General features: G+C 35.7%; 15 protein-coding genes. 11 read left to right on the top strand and 4 right to left on the bottom strand.

The window, feature by feature from the left end; genetic code table 11:
• The first annotated feature begins 1 nt into the window (after position 1).
• The 7 genes from ACHRVL_RS19445 to ACHRVL_RS19415 all read left to right on the top strand — a co-directional run bounded on the left by ACHRVL_RS19445 (position 2) and on the right by ACHRVL_RS19415 (position 13,664).
• A complete protein-coding gene (locus ACHRVL_RS19445; RefSeq protein WP_395415007.1) occupies positions 2-1,012 on the top strand; it encodes a 4-hydroxyproline epimerase in 1,011 nt (336 codons plus the stop codon).
• A gap of 275 nt (positions 1,013-1,287) precedes the next feature.
• Positions 1,288-2,523: an NAD(P)/FAD-dependent oxidoreductase gene (locus tag ACHRVL_RS19440; protein WP_395415006.1), complete on the top strand. Its 1,236-nt coding sequence runs from the start codon at positions 1,288-1,290 to the stop codon at positions 2,521-2,523.
• A 4-nt stretch (positions 2,524-2,527) separates the two neighbouring features.
• Positions 2,528-3,823, top strand: a complete 1,296-nt coding sequence (locus ACHRVL_RS19435) for an aminopeptidase P N-terminal domain-containing protein (protein ID WP_395415005.1) — start codon at positions 2,528-2,530, stop codon at positions 3,821-3,823.
• 567 nt (positions 3,824-4,390) lie between these two features.
• Positions 4,391-7,585, top strand: coding sequence for a SusC/RagA family TonB-linked outer membrane protein (locus ACHRVL_RS19430; RefSeq protein WP_395415004.1), 3,195 nt, complete (start codon positions 4,391-4,393; stop codon positions 7,583-7,585).
• Between the two features lie 11 nt (positions 7,586-7,596).
• A complete protein-coding gene (locus ACHRVL_RS19425; RefSeq protein WP_395415003.1) occupies positions 7,597-9,054 on the top strand; it encodes a SusD/RagB family nutrient-binding outer membrane lipoprotein in 1,458 nt (485 codons plus the stop codon).
• 269 nt (positions 9,055-9,323) lie between these two features.
• Positions 9,324-13,172 (top strand): M43 family zinc metalloprotease, encoded by a 3,849-nt coding sequence (locus ACHRVL_RS19420; protein WP_395415002.1) that lies wholly within the window; start codon positions 9,324-9,326, stop codon positions 13,170-13,172.
• Positions 13,173-13,286: 114 nt separating this feature from the next.
• Positions 13,287-13,664 (top strand): hypothetical protein, encoded by a 378-nt coding sequence (locus ACHRVL_RS19415; protein WP_395415001.1) that lies wholly within the window; start codon positions 13,287-13,289, stop codon positions 13,662-13,664.
• An 88-nt stretch (positions 13,665-13,752) separates the two neighbouring features.
• On the opposite strand, the gene ACHRVL_RS19410 is transcribed toward ACHRVL_RS19415, so the two are convergent.
• The 3 genes from ACHRVL_RS19410 to ACHRVL_RS19400 all read right to left on the bottom strand — a co-directional run bounded on the left by ACHRVL_RS19410 (position 13,753) and on the right by ACHRVL_RS19400 (position 17,236).
• On the bottom strand, positions 13,753-14,964 hold the full coding sequence (locus ACHRVL_RS19410; RefSeq protein WP_395415000.1) for a M24 family metallopeptidase: 1,212 nt from the start codon (positions 14,962-14,964) through the stop codon (positions 13,753-13,755).
• 237 nt (positions 14,965-15,201) lie between these two features.
• A complete protein-coding gene (locus ACHRVL_RS19405; protein ID WP_395414999.1) occupies positions 15,202-16,269 on the bottom strand; it encodes a proline racemase family protein in 1,068 nt (355 codons plus the stop codon).
• Positions 16,262-17,236 carry an ornithine cyclodeaminase family protein gene (locus ACHRVL_RS19400; protein WP_395414998.1) on the bottom strand — a complete coding sequence of 325 codons (975 nt, stop codon included), beginning with the start codon at positions 17,234-17,236 and terminating at the stop codon, positions 16,262-16,264. Before ACHRVL_RS19400 ends, ACHRVL_RS19405 begins: the two co-directional genes overlap by 8 nt.
• A gap of 155 nt (positions 17,237-17,391) precedes the next feature.
• Here ACHRVL_RS19400 and ACHRVL_RS19395 point away from each other — a divergent pair, with 155 nt between their 5' ends.
• A complete protein-coding gene (locus tag ACHRVL_RS19395; protein ID WP_395414997.1) occupies positions 17,392-18,699 on the top strand; it encodes a S28 family serine protease in 1,308 nt (435 codons plus the stop codon).
• Positions 18,700-18,745: 46 nt separating this feature from the next.
• On the opposite strand, the gene ACHRVL_RS19390 is transcribed toward ACHRVL_RS19395, so the two are convergent.
• Positions 18,746-19,216, bottom strand: a complete 471-nt coding sequence (locus ACHRVL_RS19390) for an Lrp/AsnC family transcriptional regulator (RefSeq protein WP_129024530.1) — start codon at positions 19,214-19,216, stop codon at positions 18,746-18,748.
• Between the two features lie 188 nt (positions 19,217-19,404).
• On the opposite strand from ACHRVL_RS19390, the gene ACHRVL_RS19385 reads away from it, so the two are divergent.
• The 3 genes from ACHRVL_RS19385 (at position 19,405) to ACHRVL_RS19375 (ending at position 25,152) form a co-directional block, all read left to right on the top strand.
• Entirely contained in the window at positions 19,405-20,217 is an 813-nt protein-coding gene (locus tag ACHRVL_RS19385) for a DUF1338 domain-containing protein (protein WP_395414996.1), read from the top strand.
• 95 nt (positions 20,218-20,312) lie between these two features.
• The gene (locus ACHRVL_RS19380) at positions 20,313-21,866 is read left to right on the top strand and encodes an aldehyde dehydrogenase family protein (RefSeq protein WP_395414995.1); all 1,554 of its coding nucleotides are present in this window, start codon (positions 20,313-20,315) and stop codon (positions 21,864-21,866) included.
• A gap of 163 nt (positions 21,867-22,029) precedes the next feature.
• Entirely contained in the window at positions 22,030-25,152 is a 3,123-nt protein-coding gene (locus ACHRVL_RS19375; protein ID WP_395414994.1) for a SusC/RagA family TonB-linked outer membrane protein, read from the top strand.
• The last annotated feature ends 16 nt before the right edge of the window (positions 25,153-25,168 follow it).

Here is a 25,168-nt window from a genome sequence, read left to right as displayed (position 1 = left end):
TATGCCAAGAAAAACTTTTTTTTGTGTCGATGCACACACCTGCGGTAATCCAGTGAGAGTGGTTGCCGGCGGCGGTCCAAATTTAATTGGCAACAATATGAGCGAAAAACGTCAGCACTTTTTAAAAGAATACGACTGGATTCGCAAAGGACTAATGTTTGAACCCCGAGGTCATGATATGATGAGCGGCAGTATACTTTATCCGCCAAGTAATCCTGATAATGATTTTGGTATTTTGTTTATCGAAACTTCCGGCTGTTTGCCTATGTGCGGTCACGGAACTATTGGAACAATTACAATTGCTGTTGAAGAAGGATTGGTTACTCCAAAAATTCCAGGAAAAATAAAAATGGAAGCGCCCGCTGGTTTAGTTCAAATTGAATATCAGCAAACAGGAAAAAAAGTGGATTGGGTACGTTTAACCAATGTAAAATCATATCTCGCGGCTGAAGGACTTACTATTGATTGCCCTGAACTTGGCGAAATAACTTTTGATGTTGCTTATGGAGGAAATTATTACGCCATTGTAGATCCGCAGACTAATTTTTCGGGAATACAAGATTTTACGGCAGCAAAAATTGTGCAGTACAGTCAGGAAGTTCGCAAACGCATTAATGAAAAATATCCTGATCGATTTATTCATCCAGAAAACAGCACTATTAGAGATGTGAGTCATATGCTTTGGACAGGAGATCCGTTAGATTCTTCATCATCTGGACGAAATGCTGTTTTTTATGGTGACAAAGCAATCGATCGATCGCCTTGCGGAACAGGAACCTCAGCCAGACTGGCACAGCTTCATGCGAAAGGTAAACTGAAAAAAGACGAAGATTTTATTCACGAAAGTTTTATTGGCAGCAAATTTATAGGAAGAGTTGAAGAAGAAACTTCTATTGGAGATATTAAAGCCATTGTACCAAGCATTCAAGGATGGGCAAAAGTATATGGTTACAACAATATAATTATTGATGAAGATGATGATCCTTACGCATTTGGATTTCAAGTAATCTAATTTTTTCTGCCTATTAATACAATTATTTAACACATAGAAACATAGATGCTTAATCTTGAAAAAAAAGGCGTTTCACTTATTTTAAATACACAAAGTAAGCTTTGTGAGAGAAATGCATTTCTCTTTTGTATTCTTTTATTATACAAAAAAAGCCTATGTTTCTATGCGTTGAAGAAAATTACAGCCAGCAGATCAATTTAATTTAATATCAAGACAAATCATTGGTTTTAGCACATAATTACGCTTACCAATGCTTTTTAAAATGCATAATTTTAATGAAAAAAGTAAGTATTATTGGCGGCGGAATAATAGGACTGTGCTCTGCATACTATCTCGCTAAAGAAGGTTATGAAGTAGTTGTTTTTGACAAATCAGACATGACTGACGGCTGTTCGTATGGCAATGCCGGAATGATTGTTCCTTCGCACATTATTCCATTGGCGCAGCCTGGAATGATCGCACAGGGAATAAAATGGATGTTTGACAGCCAAAGTCCGTTTTATGTAAAACCAAGATTGAGCAGTGATTTAGCAAAATGGGGACTTCAATTTTATAAACATGCCAATAAACAGCATGTCGAAAAAGCGATGCCGGCACTTTGCAATTTGTCATTATTCAGTAAAGAATTGTATGAGGATTTTACTAAAGAAAATGATTCCTTTTTTTACGAGAAAAAAGGTCTTTTAATGCTTTATAAAACAGAAAGAACAGCTGAAGAAATAATCCATGAAGGAGAACTAGCCGCTTCTTTTGGATTAGAAGTCGATTTCCTGTCAAAAGATGAAGTAACAAAACTTGAGAAAGGAACTCGAACAGACGTAATTGGCGGGGTACATTATAAAAGTGACGCACATCTTTATCCGCAAAAATTCATGCGGTTTTTAAAAGGTGAATTAGACAAATTGAATGTAAAAATTTACAATAGAACTTTAGTCGAAGATTTCGTTATAAAAAACAATTCTGTTACAGAAATAATTACTGATATAGGACCATTTAAAACAGATGAAGTCGTTTTAGCAACAGGATCATGGAGTCCGGGAATTGCAAAAAAACTGCATCGTTCTATTTCTATTTTACCCGGAAAAGGATATAGTTTTACTTTACACGATACCAAACAAAAACCATCAATTCCTGCCATTTTATGCGAAGGAAAAGTCGCTGTTACGCCTATGAACAACGATATTCGTTTTGGCGGTACTATGGAAATAACGCATACAAATGACACTCAAATAAACAAAAACAGAGTACAGGGAATTGTGAACAGCATTAACGACTTTTATCCTGATTTAAAAATCGAAATGCCAGAAGAAAAAGAAACTTGGTTTGGTTTTAGACCTTGCACGCCATCAGGAATGCCAATAATTACTCGAGACAAAAAAATAAAAAACTTAACTTTGGCAACAGGACATGCGATGATGGGATTAAGTCTAGGACCGGCAACAGGAAAGCTGGTTTCAGAGATTATTTCGGAAAAAACTACATCGGTCAATACAGAAATGTTTCAATTATAAATTTATGAGATACGAATCGATATCACCTTCTTTATTCATCGAAAACAGAAAACGTTTTTCGGCAAAAATGAACCCAAACACCATTACGGTTTTGGTTTCTAATGATGTAATGCCCAACAATGCAGATGACGTAATGGGATTTGCTCAAAACAATGATTTATTTTACCTGTCGGGAATTGATCAGGACGAAACTATTTTGGTTCTTTCTCCAGATGCCTACAAAGAAGAAAATCGAACTATTTTATTTATAAAAGAAGTAAACGAGCATACCAAACTTTGGGATGGCGATTTTTTGACCAAAGAAGAAGCTTCAGCAATTTCGGGTATAAAAACCATAAAATGGGTTCATGAATTTGAAAAGACTTTACAGCTTTTTGCTTTTGAGGCCGATGCTTTTTATTTAGGTCATAATGAACACATCAAAAGAGTAACCGCCGAAATAACTACTCGTCAGGATCGAATGATTCAATGGTGTAAAGAAAAATATCCACTACATCAATACTACAGAGCAGCCAAAATTACACGTGAATTGCGCCCTATAAAATCAAATGAAGAAGTTGCTCTTATAGAAAAAGCTTCGGCAATCAGCGTGAAAGGTTTTGAACGTCTTTTAAAAGCAGTTAAACCAAACATTAAGGAGTTTGAATTAGAGGCTGAACTGATTTACGAAGTGATTAAAAATGGTGCTTCCCGTCATGCTTTTAGACCTATTATTGCTTCTGGAAAAAATGCCTGCGCTTTGCATTACAATACTAATGATGCCGTTTGCAAAGAAAATGATATGATTTTGGTAGATTTTGGTGTTTGTTATGCCAACTACAATTCAGATACTACGAGATGTGTTCCCGTAAATGGTGTTTTTTCACCTCGCCAGCGCGAAGTATATTCATCTGTTTTGCATTGTTTAAAAGAAGGTTCAAAACTGCTAAAACCCGGTATTCGTCATAGCGATTACGAAAAACAAATGGCAGCTTTAATAGAACAGGAATTAATTAAATTAAAACTAATTACTCCTGAAGATATTGCCAATCAAGATCCTGATTATCCGGCTTACAAAAAATATTTCATGCACGGAACGGCTCATCATTTAGGTCTTGATGTTCATGATGTTGGATTGTATTCCCGCGTTTTAGAAAAAGGAATGGTATTTACCTGCGAACCTGGAATTTATATTAGAGAAGAAGGAATCGGCTGTCGATTAGAAAACGATTACCTGCTTACAGAAGATGGAAACATAAATCTTTCGGAAGCATTGCCAATAGAAATAGCAGATATAGAAAAATTGATGCAGCACAAATAGCTTCTTTTTAAGCCCCAGAGGTCAATATCATTAAGTTAAGGAACAAAATCGCAAAACTTTGTCATTTCGACGAAGGAGACTCGAGCAATAGCGAACAGGCGAAGCAAATCTCCGCGAGTAACTCCGCAACGAACAGCCAATCTTTGTAGAGTTTCTTACGAAGATTTCTCCCTCGTCGAAATGACAATATTGTGCCTAAAATTTAATCCTTTGCGAGATTAATTATATTTTCTAAAAGCCTAACTTAATCACATTGCCCCGCTGGGGCTTTAAATTTATCATCATAAAAAAACAGTTACAAGAGCAATTTTGTAACTGTTTTTTTTTTATTCTGAAAATGAAGTTTTTATGCTTTTTTAATGTCTAGATTATCTTAACCAAATGTCTTCAAGTTTTAAAACATACAAAACAACAACATCTTTAAGCAAATAAATACTTACAAGCGCAAAACAACAAAATAAACAATACTCAAAACACGATAATATAATCTGATTTTATGATAATATATTGGCATAAAAAAAACCATAAATGCAAAATATTTGCACTTACTAATCATAAAATCATAATATGAGAATTAACCTTTATTTTAGAAAGATTGCGATACTCTTTTTTGTATTTGCAACGCAGCTAATCTTTGCCCAGGAAAGAATAGTGACAGGAGTTATTACCGATGATGCAGGACTGCCTTTACCAGGCGTAAGTGTATCCATCAAAGGAACCAAAACAGGAACACAAACAGACTTTGATGGTGCTTTTTCCATCAGCGCATCTCCAAACCAAGTTTTGACATTTAGCTATATAGGACTAAAATCTCAAGAAGTACCAGCATCTACAAATAAGATAAATCTTAAAATGTCTGGAGGCTCAACTGCGCTTCAAGAAATTGTAGTTACCGCCTTAGGTGTTAAAAGAGAGAAAAAGTCTCTTGGTTACGCTACACAAGAAGTCAAAGGCGAAGATTTGACAAGAGTTAACAGCGGAAACGTTGCCAACTCTATCTCTGGAAAAATAGCTGGTGTTGACATTAGAAGAAACAACAACATTGGCGGATCAACAAATGTTATTATTCGTGGATCGTCTTCTCTTACAGGAAACAACCAAGCTTTATGGGTTGTAGACGGAATTCCTTTAAATAATGACAACACAAACTCACTCGAACAAAAAATTGGTGGAAACACTGGTGGATACGATTATGGAAATGCTGCATCAGATATAAACCCTGACGACATTGAATCTATGAACGTTTTAAAAGGTGCTGCGGCTTCTGCTTTGTACGGTTCTAGAGCTGCAAATGGTGTTATCCTTGTTACATTAAAAAAAGGAAGCAAATCTAAAGACGGACTAGGAATTACTTTTACAAGTGGAGTAAATGTGGGATCTGTAGATAAAAAAACATTACCAGAATACCAAAATCAATACGGCAGCGGTTATGGTGATTTTTACGGAACTGTAGATTTAGGCAGCGGTACACATCCGTATGCAGCGACAGATGATGCATCTTGGGGACCAAAATACGACCCAAATTTATTGGTTTACAACTGGAACTCTTTTTATCCAGAATTACCTACGTACGGTATTGCAAAGCCTTGGACACCTGTAAAAAAGAATCCAAACAGCTTCTACCAAAAGAGTCTTACCTACACAAACAACATCGCTGTTTCGGCATCAAATGAAAATGGAGATTTTAGATTTGGATATACAAACTATAACCAAACACAAGGAATTCTTCCAAACAGCAGTAACAAAAAAGACAATTTTAATTTTTCATCAAGCTACAAACTTAGTTCAAGAACAAAAATTTCTGCTTCGGCAAATTACTTGAAAGCATACGCTAAGGGAATGAACGAAACGGGTTACGGAGACGGTGGAAATAACTACCTGAGCAGTGTAAGACAATGGTACAATATGAGTGCTGATTTTCAGGATTTAGAAGATGCTTACAATTTAACCAAAAGAAACACGACATGGAGTGTTGGCGGACCAACAGACTTAAGTGTTCAGTTTCATGACAACCCATACTTTCAACGTTACAACAATTACAACTCTTTAAACAGAGATCGCTTCTTTGGTAATTTTGCATTAAGTACAGATGTAGCAAGCTGGTTAAACATTGTAGGTAAAGGATCTGTTGATTACTATACTCAATTGCAAGAAGAGCGCATTGCCGTAGGCTCTAAAAGAACAGCCAATATGTTAGGGCAGTATTCTAGATACGACAAAACATTCCGTGAGATCAATTTAGATTTAATCTTAAACTTTAAAACTGATATTACAGAAACAATTAAGTTTTATGGATTATTAGGAGGTAATACAAGACGCTCAGTAAATAGTAATACATATGCCAGAACTAATGGAGGTTTAATTGTTCCTGGTAAATACATGTTAAGCAACACGATCGCTCCTATTAACTATCCTGACGAGTTTTACGAAACGATAGGTACAAACAGCGTTTATGCAAATGCCACTTTCAATTTTAATGAAACTTTTTTTGTTGAGGGTTCATACAGAGTAGATCAATCTTCTACACTTCCTAAGAAAAACAATACTTATACCTATCCATCTATTACAGGAACTTACATTTTCAGTAAACATCTTAATGCAGACTGGTTATCTTTTGGAAAACTTCGTTTAAACTATGCAGAAACTGGTAACGACGCTGAATTTGCTGTTATTCAATCAACGTTTGCAAAAAACAGCAATTTCGGTCCTGATGGAATTCGTTTTTCAAATGAAAACAACAAAAGTAATTCTAACTTAAAAAGTGAGCTTACAAAAGGTGTTGAAGCTGGTGTTGAGCTTAAATTCTTAAAAAACAGAATTGGTTTAGATTTTTCATACTACAAGACCAATACTACAAACCAAATTTTATCTATCGAAGTACCAGTACAAACGGGTTACAGCAGACAGTGGATTAATGGCGGGAATGTTGAAAACAAAGGTTATGAACTTTCGTTGAATGTGATTCCGTTTCAAACCAAAGACTTTTCATGGGAAGCCAGAATCAACTGGGCATCTAACAGAAACAAAGTTATTGATCTAAATGGCGCTGAGAGACTTTCGATAAGTTCGTTTCAAGGTGTAGGATACATTGCTGAGGTTGGAAAACCAATTGGTCAATTTATTGGACGAGGATTTAAATATTTAGATGGTGAAAGAGTTGTAAAAGCAAACGGTCTATATGAAGTGGTAGCCGGAGCAACAATTGGTGACGTTAATCCTGACTGGACAGGCGGTATCAACAACGTTTTCCGTTACAAAGATTTTGCGTTCAACTTTTTAATAGACATGAAAAAAGGTGGAAGCGTATGGTCGCTGGATCAACAATATGGTCACACTACAGGTATTTACCAAAGCACAGTTGGAAACAATCACTTAGGAAACCCTATAAGAAATGCAATTGCTGACGGCGGCGGAATTATTCTTCCAGGTGTAAAAGCAGATGGCACGCCTAACACAACCGTTGTTCCTGCTGATTACAACACTTACAACTCTATGCCGCAGGAAGCTTATGTTTATGACGCTTCATATGTAAAATTGCGCGAAGTAGGTTTGAGTTATAAATTTCCTTCAAAATACCTGACACATACTTTCATCAACAGCCTTGTTTTTGCAGTAAATGGAAGCAATTTATGGATTATCCACAAAAATCTTCCATATGCTGATCCAGAAGCTGGAACATCATCTGGAAATATGCAAGGTTTCCAAACTGGAGTATTACCTACAACAAAAGAGTACAACTTTAATATCAAAGTTCAATTCTAAAAACAAACAAAATGAAAAAAATAACAACCATACTCCTTGCGGGAATATTGCTAAGTTCTGCCGTTTCTTGTGAAGACATCGATAGATTAAACGAGAATACAAAAGCATATACCTCAGCCTTACCGGGAAGTTTAATGACAAGTTCTCAAGTAAATTATTCTTATTTCCTGACTAATGCTTCTGTTAATGATAATAATTTTAGAGCATATGCACAGCATTGGACTACATCGACTTATACAGACGAAGTAAATTACAATCAAGCCAAAAGAAACTTAGGAAACTCACACTCGATAGTACTTTATAGAGATGTCCTGCAGGATTTCGTAATTGCAAAAAAGAAAATAACCGAAGAGCAGGCTTTAGGTCCTATTGAAGCAGCAGTTAAAAAAAATAGAATTGCTATTTTGGAAGTTCAAATTGTAATGGCTTACCAAACACTTGTTGATCTTTTTGGAAACATTGTATATTCAGAAGCTTTAGATATAGAAAAATATCCAAATCCGAAATACGACGATGCAAAAACGGTTTATTTAGATTTAGCTGCTCGTTTAGATGCTGCGATTGCAGATATGGATAGCAGTTATGACAGTTTCGGATCAGCTGATCTTATTTACAAAGGAAAAGTATCACAATGGAAAAAATTAGCCAATAGTGTTAAATTAAAACTAGGAATGCACTTAGCCGATGTTGATGCTGCCAAAGCTAAAACAATGGTAGAATCGGCATACAGCTCGGGCGTAATTGGGAATGATGCTGAAAATGCTTTATTTCAATATTACAAAACTATCGTTGACCAAAATCCGTTATACAACAGTTTGGTAAACGAAAGCCAAATCATGCCGACAGAATTTTTTGTAAATGAATTAAACGGAAAATCAGACCCTAGAAGAGACATCTTTTTTAATCCTGCTTCAAAAATTGCCGGAGCCTACAAAGGCGCGCCTTATGCACAACAAGTAAGTTATAAAAACTACTCGAATGTAGGCGTAAGAATAAAAGAAAGATCAAATCCAGGGGTAATCTTTGATTATACCGAAACTTGTTTTTTACTTGCAGATGCAGCCAGCAGAGGTTTTAGTGTAGGCGCGACAGCTGCTGAATATTACGAGAAAGGAATTCGTTCCAGCATGAATTACTGGGGAGTTTCAGCTACTGATACTGACACTTACTTAGCTAGACCTGATGTTGCTTATGCTACAGCTTTTGGAACTGATAAACAAAAAATAGCGTATCAGCTTTGGATTGCATACTACAACCGCGGGTTTGAAGCTTGGACAGAATATAGAAGATTAGACTTCCCTATTTTAGTTGCACCAATAACAGCAGTTACTGAAGCAGAAGGAAAAGTACCAGTAAGAAACATTTATTCTTTATTTGACTCTACTTTAAACACTGCAAACTACAATGCAGCCGCAACAGCAATTGGCGGTGATAAAATGACAACAAAATTATTCTGGGATAAGTTTTAATTTGAATTAGTAAGCAATTTAATATCTCATTGAATTGAAGCAGGCGCCTTAAAAACGCCTGCTTTTTCTTTGGAACAAACTGAAATATTCGGTTTCCTACACAAACATTAAAAGAAAACAATAGCACACGTAATTAACTGAATAAAAACACATAACATAATTTTAAAGTTAATTTTAAGATAATTTCATATCATAACCGAATAAAATAGTATAAGTATGTCTTTTCATATAAAAATATCTTTGGTTCAACTAAACAAATACCTACATTTATGAAAACAAAATTATTTTTATTCGCGTCATTACTTATGATGCTTAAAATGAGCGCTCAAGGTCTTCCCTGTCGGACGAGCGAGGAGAACGAAAAAATCTACAAATCAAATCCTCATGCACTAAAAGAAAAACAAGACTTTGATACTTTTAGCAAAAATTTTAGTGCTGCCAGAAAATCAAAAACAGGCAAAATGGCCGAAACCTCTTATGTCATTCCTGTAGTTTTTCACATTTATGGCGATGTTCAAAGCGGAAAAACCGTTACCTATCAAAAAATCGTAAACCATTTACAACATCTTAATGATGATTTTAACGGACGTAATGCCGACTATCAAACGGTTGATCCTTTTTTTCAAGCCAGAAGAGGTACTTTAAAAATCGAGTTTAAACTTGCTAAAATCGATCCAAACGGCGGCTGCACTTCGGGAGTTGTATTTCATCCTGCTAAAAACGGTTTCGGTAACGGCGGCGGTTACGACGATCAAATCGCAGCCGATGCTTGGGACAATACAAAATACATGAACGTTTACATTCAGAACGATTTATACGCAGATGGCGCTTTAAATAATTCGGGCGTTGCGTGGTATCCTGATTCTGGAATGACTGCCAGCAATACAGCGAGAGTTGTTTTTAATGGAGCTTATCTTTATGACAACTCCTACAGCACAGAATTTTCAGCTACACTTACCCATGAATTTGGACATTTCTTGAATCTAATTCACACTTTTGAAGGAGGCTGCACAGGTACTGATGAGGTAGACGACACTCCTCTAGAAGATGGAAAACATACTTTGGCCTGTACTCAAGGTACAAACTGCAACGGAGATAGAGTTAACAATGAGAACTACATGGGGTACAATGGTGCTCAAGGCTGTTACAAAATGTACACTCAAGGGCAAATTGATCGAATGGTTGCAGCTCTGGAACATCCGTCAAGAAAATCACTTTGGCAGGCAGCCAATCTTATTGCCACTGGAGTAAACTCAACTGGAGGTTTATTAACTGTAAATACAAGTTCGTTTAAAGAAGCTGTTTCTAATAATGGTTCTTTTGACACCGCATCAATTGTAACGCTTTCAGGAAAAACATTTGCTCTTTCATCAGGAACAATGACTTCTGGAACTCATTTTTCTCACACTTTTCCAGCAGGAATTACACCTGTAATCACTGTTAATTCAAACTCACAATTAACAATAACTTTAACTGGAAACGCGACAAGCCATCAAACTGTCAACAATGCAAAAGGGGCGATTACATTTTTACCTGCCGCTTTCACAGGCGGAACTGTAGATTTAACGTGTACCAGTTTAAATTACGACTTTAAGTTTGTAGATCCATATGGTATTTTCTTTGTCGATATGCCAGACGCAACAGCATCTGCCGCTCAAACTTGGAAAGCTTTTAAAATAGACAAAGGCGATGATCCCGCGTTTGGTTCATGGAGATATACTGCCAATGCTTTAAAAATTGAAACTTATGCCAAAAAATTAGTGTGCGAAGCCGGAACAAGAAACATTACATTGCTTCCTGCTAATTCTCCTATAAGCGCTTCAAGTAATTTTACAGCTCCGGGTGCATATCCTAATCAATTAGATTTACGCACAGCATCGTATACCAATTGGGACGGAAAAACAGGATATGTTGGTTTCGATTATCTTATTGATGGTTTAACTTGTTACGGCTGGTTTAAAGTTACAGTTGACACAAACGGTGACGGTTTCAGCATTACTGAATATGCTTACAATACACAGCCAGGAGCCACGATTTATACTGGAATGACTCCAAAAACAGCTGTTGTTCTTTCTACTGATACTTTGTATGAAGCAGATGCTAATGATGGCGGCATTACATCAAACACTGTAATTTCGTTATCAACCAACAATGGAACTTTTACAAAAAGCACTGGAACTTTTACTGCAAATACAGACTACACTATTACTGGCGTTCCAGCAGGTTTAACAGCAGTTTTAACCTTGCAGAGCAACTCAAAAGCGGCTCTTACTTTTACAGGAAAAGCAAGTTCACATTTACCAGCTAATGATGCTGCGGTAATCGTAACGTTTAAAGATGCCGCAATTACTGGCGGAATTGCAACACTAGACAATGCTGCAAAAACAATAAATTTAAAATTCGAATCTCCTTACGGAATCTATTATGTTAACAATCCAGATTATATTGCTTCACCAGCAGCAGTATGGCAATATTTTGATTTAGGTATTGGAGACAATACAGAGTATGGCGCATGGCAATATGCGGCTAACGCTCTGAAAATAGAAACATATGGTAAACGACTGGTTACTGAAACTGGAACACGAAACATTACTAAGATTGCCGCAGGTGCATCTATAGGCGCAACAAGTAACTTTACTGCTCCAGGCGCATATCCTAATCAATTAGATTTACGTACTGCATCTTATACTGCTTGGGACAATCAAACGGCTTATGTAGGTTTTGAATACAGCAGAAGAGGCAGAACTTGCTACGGATGGTTTAAAGTAAAAGTAACTGCAAACGGAGATGGTTATACGATTTCAGAATTTGCTTATAATACACAGCCTAATCAAGCCATTATTGCAGGAGCAACTGGCGGAATAACGGTTGCAGCTCCAACAAATTTAGTTGCGACGGCAAATTCAACCAGTCTTCAAGCTGTTTTAACGTGGGTAGATAATGCTACTAATGAAACTGGATATACTGTTGAAAGAGCTTCAGCAGACGGCGTTTACAGCAGTATTGCAACCTTAGGAGCAAATGTGGTTACATACACCAATACAGGATTAACTGCTGGAAACACTTATACATACAGAGTTAAGGCGAATGCCAATGCCGTTTCTTCAGATTATTCGAATGTAGCAACTGCTGTTATTGAAGCGGCATCTGCTTATTGTACGGCACAAGGAAGCAATTCATACGAGTATATTAAAGATGTTACAATTGGAAGTTTTACTACTACATCTGGCGCAGATGCTTCAGGTTACGGAAATTATACTTCTAAAAACATAACATTAACACCTAATACAAGTGCTGCCGTAAGCTTAACACCAGGTTTTTCAGGTTCTAATTATTCAGAGTCTTGGGGAATTTGGATTGATTACAACAAAAACAACACTTTTGAACCTTCAGAAAAAATAATCAACGGACTTTCATCAACGGGCACAGTTACTGGTAATTTTACAGTTGCAGATGGAACTGGAACAACGAGAATGCGTATTGTAATGAAATACAACGGAAATCCTGCAACGCCATGCGATAATATTGGCGATGGAGAAGTTGAAGATTACACGGTAACTTTTGGAGCTTCAAACCCTAATCCGGTTACTTTAAATACTCCGACAAATATTGGAAACTCAGGAGTTTATTCATCAGGATTCTATGCTTCTTGGACAGAAGTTGCGACTGCAACCAGCTATGAAGTACAGTTATACAAAGCTGCAACTGGATGGACAACCACAGGAACATCAACTACATACTATTTATGGATTCCGAAACAAGGAACTGAAACAGCTTACAGATTTAGAGTAAGAGCTGCAAATGCATCAGGAACGAGCGCTTGGAGTAATTACCTTGACATCAACCTGCCTCTTTCTGGAGCTGAAGGAAATGATCTTTTAATGGGTAAAAAATCATTCTCAATGTTCCCGAATCCAGCAACTGATGTTGTAAATTTCAATTTTGAAAATGTAAATATCCCAACTGCTGTAATTACGATTTACAATAATGTTGGTGCTGTAATTGATACCGTTCGCAATACATCGAGTTATACCTTAAAGAATGTACCAACTGGTATTTACCACGTAGTACTTACTGATGGTAATTTCACGCAACGAAAAAAACTAATCGTTAAGTAATCATAACTCATAAACATAATTTAGAATACAATTCTAAAAAACAAAACCGCTGAGAGAATCTCTTTCAGCGGTTTTTCATTTTATCTAACTTTGTATTTCTAACAAACGAGAACTATGAGAAAACAATATAATCTACGTCCAAGCAAAGACGGCTTAAAAGCTTGGGATGTACATCGATTAGTAGAATTATCTAAAAACTTTCCAATAAAGAATATTTTACTCAGCGCAATAAACGAGATTAACGAACCTTATTGGTTTCAAGATTCAGATCAACAGGCTACTTGTGCAGCTATTCTAGAGCATATTAAACTTATAGAGGCTGTAGATTTGCAATATCCTATCATTTTATGTGCTGATGGACGTTTAATGGACGGCATGCATCGTATAATGAAAGCTTTACAACAAAATCAGACTCATATTAAAGCTGTACAATTTGAAATCACACCTGATCCAGATTTCACAGGAATTCCGGCTGATCAATTACCCTATTAAAATCTATACCAAGCCGTTAAAATAAAAATCCCGTCTATTTATACGAATTGATTCGAATAAATAGACGGGATTTGTGTTTCTTATTTAATTAATACCCAAACGGATTTTCAACACTTTCCATTGGATTTGTAAACCATTTTGGTCCATTTTCTGTCATATAAAAATGGTCTTCGTGACGAATTCCGAATTTTCCAGGAATACAAATCATTGGTTCATTACTAACCACCATTCCTTCAAGAAGTTCAATTTTACTACCTCTTACTAAATATGGATATTCATGAATATCTAAACCTGTTCCGTGCCCTACTCTATGCGGTAATCCCGGTAAATTATAATCTGGACCTAAGCCCGCTTCTGCCAATACTTTTCTAGCTGCATCATCAACAGATCCGCATGATGCTCCTATTTGAGCTGCTTCAAAAGCCGCATGCTGCGTTGCTTTTTCTAAATTCCAAATTGTTTTGTATTCTTCAGATGGAGTTCCGTATGAATATGATCTTGTGATATCTGAAATATATCCTTCCAGCTTACAGCCTGTATCAATAATAACTGCTCCATTTTCTTTTAAATCCTGAGGTACAGAAACACCATGCGGATATTGTGTATCATCAGCAAATAAAACAATACAAAAATAAGAACCAGCAACAGCACCTGCTTTTATGTGTGCTTCATTTATAAATTTAGTAACCTCCGCAGCCGTAATTCCAGGTCGTAATATTTTTGCCGCTGCACGCTGTACAACCATTGTAATATCTTTTGCTCTTTGAATAATTGCAATTTCAGCAGCCGATTTTTGCATACGACAGGCTGATGTTATAGCAAGTGCATTGATGATAGTATATGACTGATTTATTTTAACAACTCCGCCTACTAAAAAATAAGGAGCCGATTCATCTATAGCAACATTTCCGCTCTCAATATTTTTACTTTTCAATAATTCTCCCATCAAAACATAAGGAGATTCGTGCTCTTCCCAACAATTAATTTTTCCGTTTAATTGCATGTACTTTTTAAATGTACCTTCTTCAAATTTTGGAACAATATAATCCAGCGTTCCATCGTCATACAATAAAGCGCCCACCATTCTTTCTGACGGATTCCATTTCGTTCCCGTAAAATAATAAAGGTTTGTTCCTGCATTAATGTACAGCACTTTTACATTGCTGTCTTTCATGATCGCGACTGCTTTTTTTAAACGCGCCAAATATTCTTCTGGTTGAATTGGTTTTACATCCAATGTCATATTTTCGATTTTCTCTAACTCCGCAGCGGCAGTTGAGCCTCCTATACCAATTGTCATTTTATATATTTTTTAAAATTGATTAATTAAATTATCTAAAACCCGCTGGGCGCGATTACTTTCAACACATAGAAACATAGCTTTTTGTCGCGTGAAAAGGCGTTTCACTTTGCATGAATGCACATAGAGCAATCTATGTGTAAATGATGTGTCATATATTTTAATCTTTTATCCAATAAAACAAACCTATGTTTCTATGTGTTAAATAATTTTTAGCAATTACACTACACTTTTTAATTATCTAAGTATAAAGCCGTTTTTCATAGGATCTTTTGGATCTATTAAAAACGTATTTACTCCGGTTACAAAAGCAGTTCCTTCTACTTGCGGAATTACAGCTTTAAAAGGTCCAAATTTTTCTTCTCTAACAAGAGATCCTGTAAAAGTACTTCCTGTTATACTTTCTATCGTAATAAATTCATTCAAATTTATAGTATTTCTAGCTTTTTCAATTGCAATTCTTCCAGAAACACCAGAACCAGTTGGAGAACGATCGACTTCTCCATCAGCAAAAACACAAACGTTTCGGCTGTGATTAGAAGTATCAAGCGGTTCATCAATAAAAATAGTGCCGTATAAAAAACTCAAATCCTCCTCAAACGGATGCTGAATTTCTTTATCCTGATCCATTACCGCATGTTTTATATCAACGCCATTTTGAATAATAGTACGGTAATTTTCTTCGGTTAAACCGAAATTCAAATGCGGGTTTTTTCTCAAATCAACATAAGCATAAAAAGCACCGCCATAAGCTAAATCATAAACAACATCGCCAACGCCATGAACGTTTACAATACGATCTAAACCTACAGCAAAACTAGGCACGCAATGAAACCTCACTCCAGTTACTTCTCCATTTAAAATGGTAACAAACGATAAAATTCGCCCGCACGGAGCATCAATTTTCAATTCATTCTCCCCTTCTTTTATTGTTATCCAATTCATTTTTGCTGCCAAAGTGCTTATTGCAATAACCGCATGACCGCACATACTGCTGTAACCTTCATTATGCATGAAAAGAATACCAAAATCGGCATCATCATCATTTGGCGGAAGCAAAATACAACCGTACATATCAGCATGACCGCGAGGTTCAAACATCAATGCCGTTCTTAAATAATCGTAGTTTTCTTTTATATCTCTTCGGTATTCTAAAACTGTATTTCCTTTCAGTTTTGGAAAACCAGAAACAATTACACGCAAAGGTTCACCGCCTGTATGCATATCAATTGTCTTTATTTGCAGTACATCTGTCTCTGCTTTATAATCAATATTATTACAAATATTATGGTAGGTATTAGACATTTTTTTGTGTTTTTAAATTATACTCTTCATAAAAATATCCAGCTGCAACAAGATCCTCTAAAGCATGTCCAACTGATTTAAAATAGGTGATTTCAGCATCAGATGTTCTGCCTGTTTTTGTATTACTGCACAGCTCAAACAAATCTGCTTTAATCGTTTCTTTTGTGATAATTCCACTTGTCAGCGGAATCAAAATATCACCGCTTTCCTTAAGTCCGCCTTGATAAGTATCCAGAAATAGACTCGATTTTAAAACGGCTTCATCATCTGCTTCACGCATGTCTTTTTTATATGCGCCAACCAAATCTAAATGCTGCCCTGCTTTCAGCCATTTTCCAAAAACAAGCGGAACAGGCGATAAAGTCGCAGCCGAAATAATATCAACTTGAGAAATAACTTCTTCTACAGTTAAAACTGGTTTACAAGTAAAAGAGAAACTTTTGAGTGCATCACAAACCAATTGTGCTTTTTCTATAGTTCTTCCCCAAACATAAACCTCTTTAATGGGTCTTACGCTTGCATGCGCTTGAATCAAATTTATGGCTAATGCGCCTGTTCCAATCATCAGCATAGATGAAGACTCCTTTCGAGAAAGATAACTGCTTGCCAATGCAGATGTCGCTGCGGTACGTTTTCCTGTTAATGATTTTGCATCAAGAATTGCTTTTATATTTCCTTTATGCCCGTCGAGATAAATGTAAGTTCCTTGTATCGAAGGCAAATCATATTTACCATTATTCGGACTTACCGTAACAATTTTCACTCCTAAATCTCTACCCGCTTGAAACGCCGGCATTAGCAGCAGTGTTGAATCTTTCTCTTCTGCAGGATTAGGATAATCATGATGATGACGCATAGGTACTTTGATAGCCGAAGTCGAAAACCCAGCGCGAAGTCTTTCTATAAGTTCTTTAAAATTGCATTTTTCTTCAATGAAATGATCTGAAATAAGTTGTATTGGTTCCATGTATTTTGTTGAAATTTTACTAAAAATAGAAGATTATTTTATGATAATACTATTTCACCCCGAAACCAGATAACATATGCTAACTTAAGGTTAATATAGTACAAATTGATTAGACTTTATGACCTTATTTTTATAAAAAACAATTTTAAACAATAATGAAAAAGTTAAAACACATTTTAGTAGTACTGACTGTTTCCTTGACATTCTGGACTAGTTTTGCTCAAACTGAAACCGCATCTCAGACAGGTTTAGAAAATAAACTAAAAGAATTATTTCCTGATGCTGCTATTACAAAAACCAAAGATCTTGACGGTTTTAGCGAGTCGTATCAATTAGTTCTTAACGAACCTTTAGATCATAACAATCCGAAAAAAGGTACTTTTAAGCATTATGTGTATTTATCGCATTTAGATTTTAAAAGTCCAATGGTAATCGAAACTGAAGGTTATGCCGCACGTTATAAAAAAACAGAATTAAGTTCTTTATTGCATACGAATCAGGTAATTGTTGAATATCGTTTTTATGGAAACTCGAGACCTAACCCAATTCAATGGAAATATTTAACAAATGATCAGGCGATCGAAGATTATCATTCGATTGTAACAAAATTGAAACAATTATATACTGGGAAATGGATTTCGACAGGAATTAGTAAAGGCGGCGAAACGACCTTAATTTACAAATCGAAGTATCCTAACGATATTGATATTGCAGTTCCCTATGTGGCTCCTTTAATAAACACTCAGGAAGATCCTAGAATCGAAAAGCATCTGGCAACTGTAGGAACTGCTGAATGCCGTAAAAAAATAGTTGATTTTCAGCGCACTTTATTACAAAACAGAGCAGCACTTCTTAAAGAAATTAAAGCATATGCTGACCAAGAAAAAATGACTTTTACTGAGGTTTCTTTTGATGAAGCTTTAGAATATGGCGTTCTTGAATTTCCTTTTTCGTTCTGGCAGTGGGGAGGAAAATGTGAAGACATTCCTGACAACACAGCATCATCAAAAACGCTGTTTGATTATATGAACAAAATTGTTGGAATTGGTTATTACAACGACAAAAACTATTATGATTTATTGCCATCTTACTACCAGCACATGAGTGAGCTAGGTTATTATGGATTTGATTTTACACCTGTTAAAGATTTATTGACAACTGTAAAAAGCACTTCAAATAATCGATTTGCACCAAAAGATGTTCAAATAACATATAATCCCAAATACATTAAAAAAGTGAGGGATTATGTAGAAAACAAAGGCTCCAAAATACTATACATTTATGGAGGTTATGATACTTGGGAGTCTTGTTCTCCAACTCCTAATTCAAATCTTGATGCTTTAAAAATGGTTTTAGCTGGTGGAAGTCATGCCACTAGAATAAAAAACTTTTCAGAGCAAGATCAAGACAAAATAATGAATACACTGACAAGATGGTTAACAGAACAACCAAACTTAAATTAAAAAATAAGGCTGAAGAAAAGTTTCTTCAGCCTTATTTTTTTCATTTTTATACAGGCACATTTTTTTCAAATGCTGAACCAAATGAGAAAAAAGAATCGGTGCTTCCTACACCTTCAATTTGATGAATTTGCTCGTATAAAATTTTACGAAGTTCTTCATTATTATAGGACACAATTTTAATAAATAAAGCATATTTTCCAGAAACCCAATGGCATTCAATTACCTCAGGAATTTCTTTCAATTTTTCAGCAATTGAGTAAGAAAAACGTGCTTCTTTAGTAACAATTCCTGTATAGGTAACCGTTTCATAACCAAGTTCTTTGGCATTCAGTTTTACAGAAAATCCAGTAATAATTCCAGACTCCTGCAATTTCCTAACCCTTAAATGTACGAGCGAGTTTGATATGTTTAATTCTTTAGCTAAATCAGAAAATGGCACTCTTCCGTTTTCACTAAGTTTTTTGATGATTTCTTTATCTAAATAGTCAGTATTTTCATTGTTTTTTGTACTTGCCATGGTTCATTTTTTTGGATTGATTATACTATTTTGACAATTCTAAAGCTGATTCCAGCATTTAAAGTGTCAAAATTACAAAAAAACAATTACAATATGTCTAATTATCAATAATCACGTACACACAGTGTTATAATAACATCATTTTATATAGATTTGTGTCATAATCACACATTTTTAACACAACCAAAATGAATAAAGATCAATTACTTACAAAACTATGGGAGCAGTATGCTGCTATCACTCCATCAGCAAAAAAAATTCATGAATTATTAGAAGAAAAAGGTGAAGTAATAAAAAATGACCATATCGCAATTCGAACTTTTAATGATAAACGTATTAATATAGAGGTATTAGAAAAACCATTTCTAAATGTTGGTTACGAAGCAAAAGGAGAATACAATTTTGAAACTAAAAAATTATTTGCCAAACATTATGAACATGCTACAGACAAAGATGCGCCGAGAATTTTTATCTCTGAATTGGAATTAGAAAAATGTTCTGCTGAATTACAAGAAACTGTAAAAGATATTTTGAACAGCTGTGATGATGATACATTCAAGAATCCTGAATTAGTATTAAGCGGTTCTGTTTGGAAAGCAGATTCTCAGAAAATCTATAAATCATTATTAAGTGAATCTGAATATGCAGCCTGGATGTATGTTTACGGATTTAGAGCCAATCACTTTACTATAAATACAAATGCTTTAAAAGATTTTGAAACATTAGAAGAGCTGAACACTTTCTTAGAAAACAACGGCTGGAAGTTGAATGAATCTGGCGGGAAAATTAAAGGAACTCCTGAACAATTATTAGAGCAATCGAGCACATTGGCAGATCTATATACAATTGATTTTGAAGAAGGAGCTCTGGAAATTCCATCTTGTTATTACGAATTTGCACTTCGTTATCCAATGTCAAACGGAGAATTGTATCAAGGATTTGTTGCTTCATCTGCCGATAAAATATTTGAGAGTACAGATGTTAAACTGCAAAAATCATAATATTCAGATTGATTTACAGCAATCGACATTATCAAATAAATCAACTTCTTATAATGCCCGATAAGAGTTGAATAACACAATCAAAAAAGGTCAAAATGACAACAACAGAATTACAATTTGGAATAAAAGAAGCTTTAGACCAATTAGGCATAAAGGAAATTAACGAAGGAACCTCAACAGGATTAAACTATTTTTCGAACGGAGAACTGCTAGAAAGCTTTTCTCCTGTTGACGGACAGTTAATTGCTAAAGTTAAAACTTCGACTGCTGCAGATTATGAAAAAGTAATGGAGGCGGCAACAACTGCTTTCAAAACGTTTCGAGTAATGCCTGCACCTCAGCGCGGTGAAATTGTACGTCAGTTTGGAGAAAAACTACGTAAAAACAAAGAAGCTTTAGGTAAACTGGTTTCTTATGAAATGGGAAAATCATTGCAGGAAGGTTATGGAGAAGTACAGGAAATGATCGATATCTGCGATTTTGCGGTAGGGCTTTCACGTCAGCTTCATGGCTTAACTATGCATTCAGAGCGTCCAGGGCATAGAATGTACGAGCAATACCACTCTTTGGGTGTTGTTGGAATTATTTCAGCATTTAATTTCCCAGTAGCTGTTTGGGCTTGGAACACAGCGCTGGCTTGGATTTGCGGTGATGTTTGCGTTTGGAAACCATCTGAAAAAACACCTCTTTGCGGAATTGCCTGTCAAAATATTATTGCTGAGGTTATCAAAGAAAACAATCTACCGGAAGGAATTTCATGTTTGATCAACGGCGATTACAAAATTGGCGAAATACTGACAAATGATAGCCGTATTCCGTTAATTTCTGCGACAGGTTCTACTCGCATGGGTAAAATAGTAGCACAGACTGTTGCAGGACGTTTAGGAAAATCGTTATTAGAATTGGGCGGAAACAATGCCATTATTGTAACGCCGGATGCTGATATTAAAATGACCGTTATTGGAGCTGTTTTTGGAGCTGTAGGAACTGCAGGTCAAAGATGTACATCTACGCGTCGATTAATTATTCACGAAAGTATTTATGACAAAGTAAAAGATGCAATAGTGTCGGCTTACAAACAATTGCGTATTGGAAATCCTTTGGATGAAAACAATCATGTTGGCCCGTTAATCGACAAACAAGCAGTCGAAATGTATAATTATGCTCTTGAAAAAGTAGTTGCCGAAGGAGGTAAAATTCTAGTAGATGGCGGTGTACTTTCTGGTGAAGGATACGAAAGCGGCTGCTATGTAAAACCTGCAATTGCTGAGGCAGATAATGCATTCGAAATCGTACAGCACGAAACTTTTGCTCCTGTATTATACTTACTTAAATACTCAGGAACTGTTGAGAATGCGATTGCTGTTCAAAATGGTGTTGCACAAGGATTATCATCGGCAATAATGACCAATAATTTAAGAGAAGCTGAACTATTCTTATCCGTTACAGGTTCTGATTGTGGTATTGCAAATGTAAATATAGGAACTTCCGGCGCTGAAATTGGCGGTGCTTTTGGAGGAGAAAAAGAAACCGGAGGAGGAAGAGAATCTGGGTCTGATGCGTGGAAAGTATACATGCGAAGACAAACCAATACAATCAATTATACTACTAGTTTACCATTGGCACAAGGAATAAAATTTGATCTGTAAGCAAAAACTAAAAAAACTAAAAAAAAAACAGATTAAAAATTCATCGCATTTTATAAATCAGGTTTTAAACCGAAGCCAAAAAATAAACTGCTTTTATAACAATTAAAAAAAAACTAAAAAAAAGAAAACTATCGGATTTTAATTAACCAAAAACTATCACCAAATGAAAAAACTATTAATTAGGAAGCTGAATTTTATTCCTTTACTATTATGTTTATGGCTGCCAACTCTCCATTATGGTCAAGCGCAAAAAAGCATAACCGGAAAAGTAACTGATGATAAAAACAATACGTTACCAGGCGTAAGCATTTCTATAAAAGATTCAAACTACAATGCTTCAACGGATTTTGATGGAAATTACACATTGTCATTCCCGTCAAATTTAACAAATCCTACGATCATTTATTCGTTCTTGGGTTTTACTCAAAAAACGGAAACTGCAGACAACCGGACTACGATTAATGTAACAATGACAGAAGAAACCAATAAACTTAATGAAGTTATCGTAATTGGTTATGGCTCTCAGAAAAAAGGCAACGTTACTGGAGCAATTTCATCTGTTAAAAAAGAAAGCATTGAAGCAAGGGCTGCGACAAATCCTGCTGAAGCATTGCAAGGTTTAGTAGCTGGTGTAAATGTGCAAAAGAGCGGTGGTCTTGCAGGAGCAGATGTCAGAGTAAAAATACGTGGCGTAAACACCTTTGGAGCAACTGAACCGCTTTATATTATTGACGGCTTTCAAGGAGACATTAAAACCATAAACCCAACAAACATCGAATCGATGGAGGTTCTTAAAGATGGAGCTGCTGCTGCTATTTACGGATCTGTTGCGGCAAATGGAGTAATTATCGTTACCACCAAAAATGGTCAAAAAGAAGGTATAAAAGTAGATTTTAGTTCTTTTTTAAGTTTAACGAATGTTGCTAATACTTTAGATTTATTAGATGCTGACGGTTATCGTACTGTACATAAAAGAATGTATGATGAGTATAACAAATATGCTACATCGCCAAAACCTCTTCCTGCTTATATTACTGCTCCATCTGATGTTAATACAGACTGGCAGGACGAAGTTTTCCGTTCTGGACTTACGCAAAATTATGGTTTAGGAGTTCAAGGAAGACAGGGCGATATTAAATTTGCTTTGTACGGTAACTATGTAAAACAAAAAGGAGTTGTAATCGATAATGATTTTGGCCAGCAAACAGCAAGCGCAAGAGTAAGCTTTAAAAAATCTATTTTTGATGTAGATGGAAAAATGGCTTATATAGCAACACAAAATGCACTGCCTAATTTTCAATTAAAAGAGGTATACACAATGGCTCCTTTAGTTCCTGTTTACGATTCAAATGAACAATACGGCTATGGATTAACGGGTAAAAATGGACTTCCAGCGGGAACAAATCCAGTGGCTGAAGAACATTTTAGAAAAAGTAATGATAACGGACAGGATTTAACAGCAAATATTGCTATTACAGCAAACATTACTTCATGGCTGAAATATAAAATTGCCTATTCTTACCACATGAAAAACAATCAGCAAATGGCTCATTTTCCGCCGTTTATTGCTAATCCAAAAGAAGTGCATCTTTATCCGATGCAAACAGAATTGAGATCACATTGGGATGAGCAGATATTAGATAATATCATCACAATTGATAAAACTTTTGGAAAACATACTTTTGGTTTAATGCTTGGTAACACCATTAATGGTCAATCATCAAACTGGAATCAAGTAAGTGTTGAAGGAAAAACAACAGACTATTCTGTAGAAAACGGAGAGCTGGTATCAATCGATCGTCCGTCTGGATTTTTAGATCCAAATTTTGAAACTATTGGTGCGGGTAAAGGAGGAACTTACTCTGCTGACGGTTCTAAATTTCAATACAATCGTGTTTCATTTTTCAGCCGTTTAAACTACTCTTTCAACGATCGTTACTTACTTCAAATGACGGTTAGAAAAGATGGTTCTTCTAAATTTGGAGAAGACAGCCGTTGGGGAACTTTCCCATCGATTGCGTTAGGATGGAAAATAGATCAAGAAAACTTTTTCCCAAAAGATTTTTTCATCTCAACTTTAAAATTACGTGCAAGCTGGGGACAATTGGGTAACGAGGCTGCTTTAGGATATTACTCTGCCAATACTTTGATCAAAACTGGAAATAGTTTAGGCAACGGTTATGTACAAGGTGTTGGAAGCAACCCATGGCCGGGAAGTATTGCAACTGCATTAGAAAATAGAAACTTGCAATGGGAAACAACTGATTCTAAAAACGTTGGTATCGATTTCACGCTAAAAAGCGGAAAAATCAGCGGTTCGATGAACTACTACCACAACGTTACTGATAATTTATTGATTACAAAAAGATTAGCGCCATCTGCAGGTATTGATAATCCGATACTTAACGTAGGTAAAATCAGTAACAGCGGTTTTGAACTTGAAGTAAACTATCGTGATCAAGTGGAGGAATTTAAATACAATGTAGGTTTCAACCTTACTACACTTAAAAACAAAGTAGAATCTCTTGCAAACGAAGGACAAACTATTTATGGTGAAGGATTGAAATTTGGCGAAGAACATTTCCCAACACAAGCACGTGTAGGAAGTCCAATCAGTGGTTTTTACCTATACAAAACCGATGGTATTTTCCAATCTGTTGAGGAAGTAAATGCACACAACAAAAATGGTGTTTTATTACAGCCAAATGCACAACCTGGAGATATTCGTTTTAAAGATTTAAATGGCGATGGTTCTATAGATGAAAATGACAAAGCTTACGCTGGAACGGGATTACCAAAACTAGAAGCTAATCTTAGTTTAGGAGCAAGTTACAAAGGTTTCGACTTCTCTGCATTAATTGGAAGCGGATGGGGTAACAAACTGTATAACGGAAATAGATATTTTTACGAATCTATGAGTGCAGGAACCAATATGCTGGCTTCGACTCTAAATTCTTGGACACCAGAAAACCGCAGTAATATGCCGCGTGCCGTATTACAAGATCCTAACGGAAACAGCCGTGAGTCTGATCGTTTTCTTGAAAGCGGAAACTTCGTGAGAATGCGTCAAATACAATTAGGATATACAATCCCAAGTAAAATGTTAGGTAAAGCTAAAATAGACAAACTTAGATTTTATGTAAGTGTTGAGAACCTATTTACAATCACTGATTACTCAGGTATTGATCCAGAATTTTCTCGTGCATCTGTTCTTAATACAGGTGTTGATCGTTTTGTTTATCCATTTACAAGATCATTTGTATCAGGTGTTCAATATATATTTTAATTCTATTTAAAAAAGA

The organism is Flavobacterium sp. FlaQc-28, from assembly GCF_044007415.1.
Lineage (GTDB): Bacteria > Bacteroidota > Bacteroidia > Flavobacteriales > Flavobacteriaceae > Flavobacterium.
The sequence above is the reverse complement of the archived record's forward strand: the minus strand, read 5'-3'. Positions and strand labels throughout refer to the sequence as shown.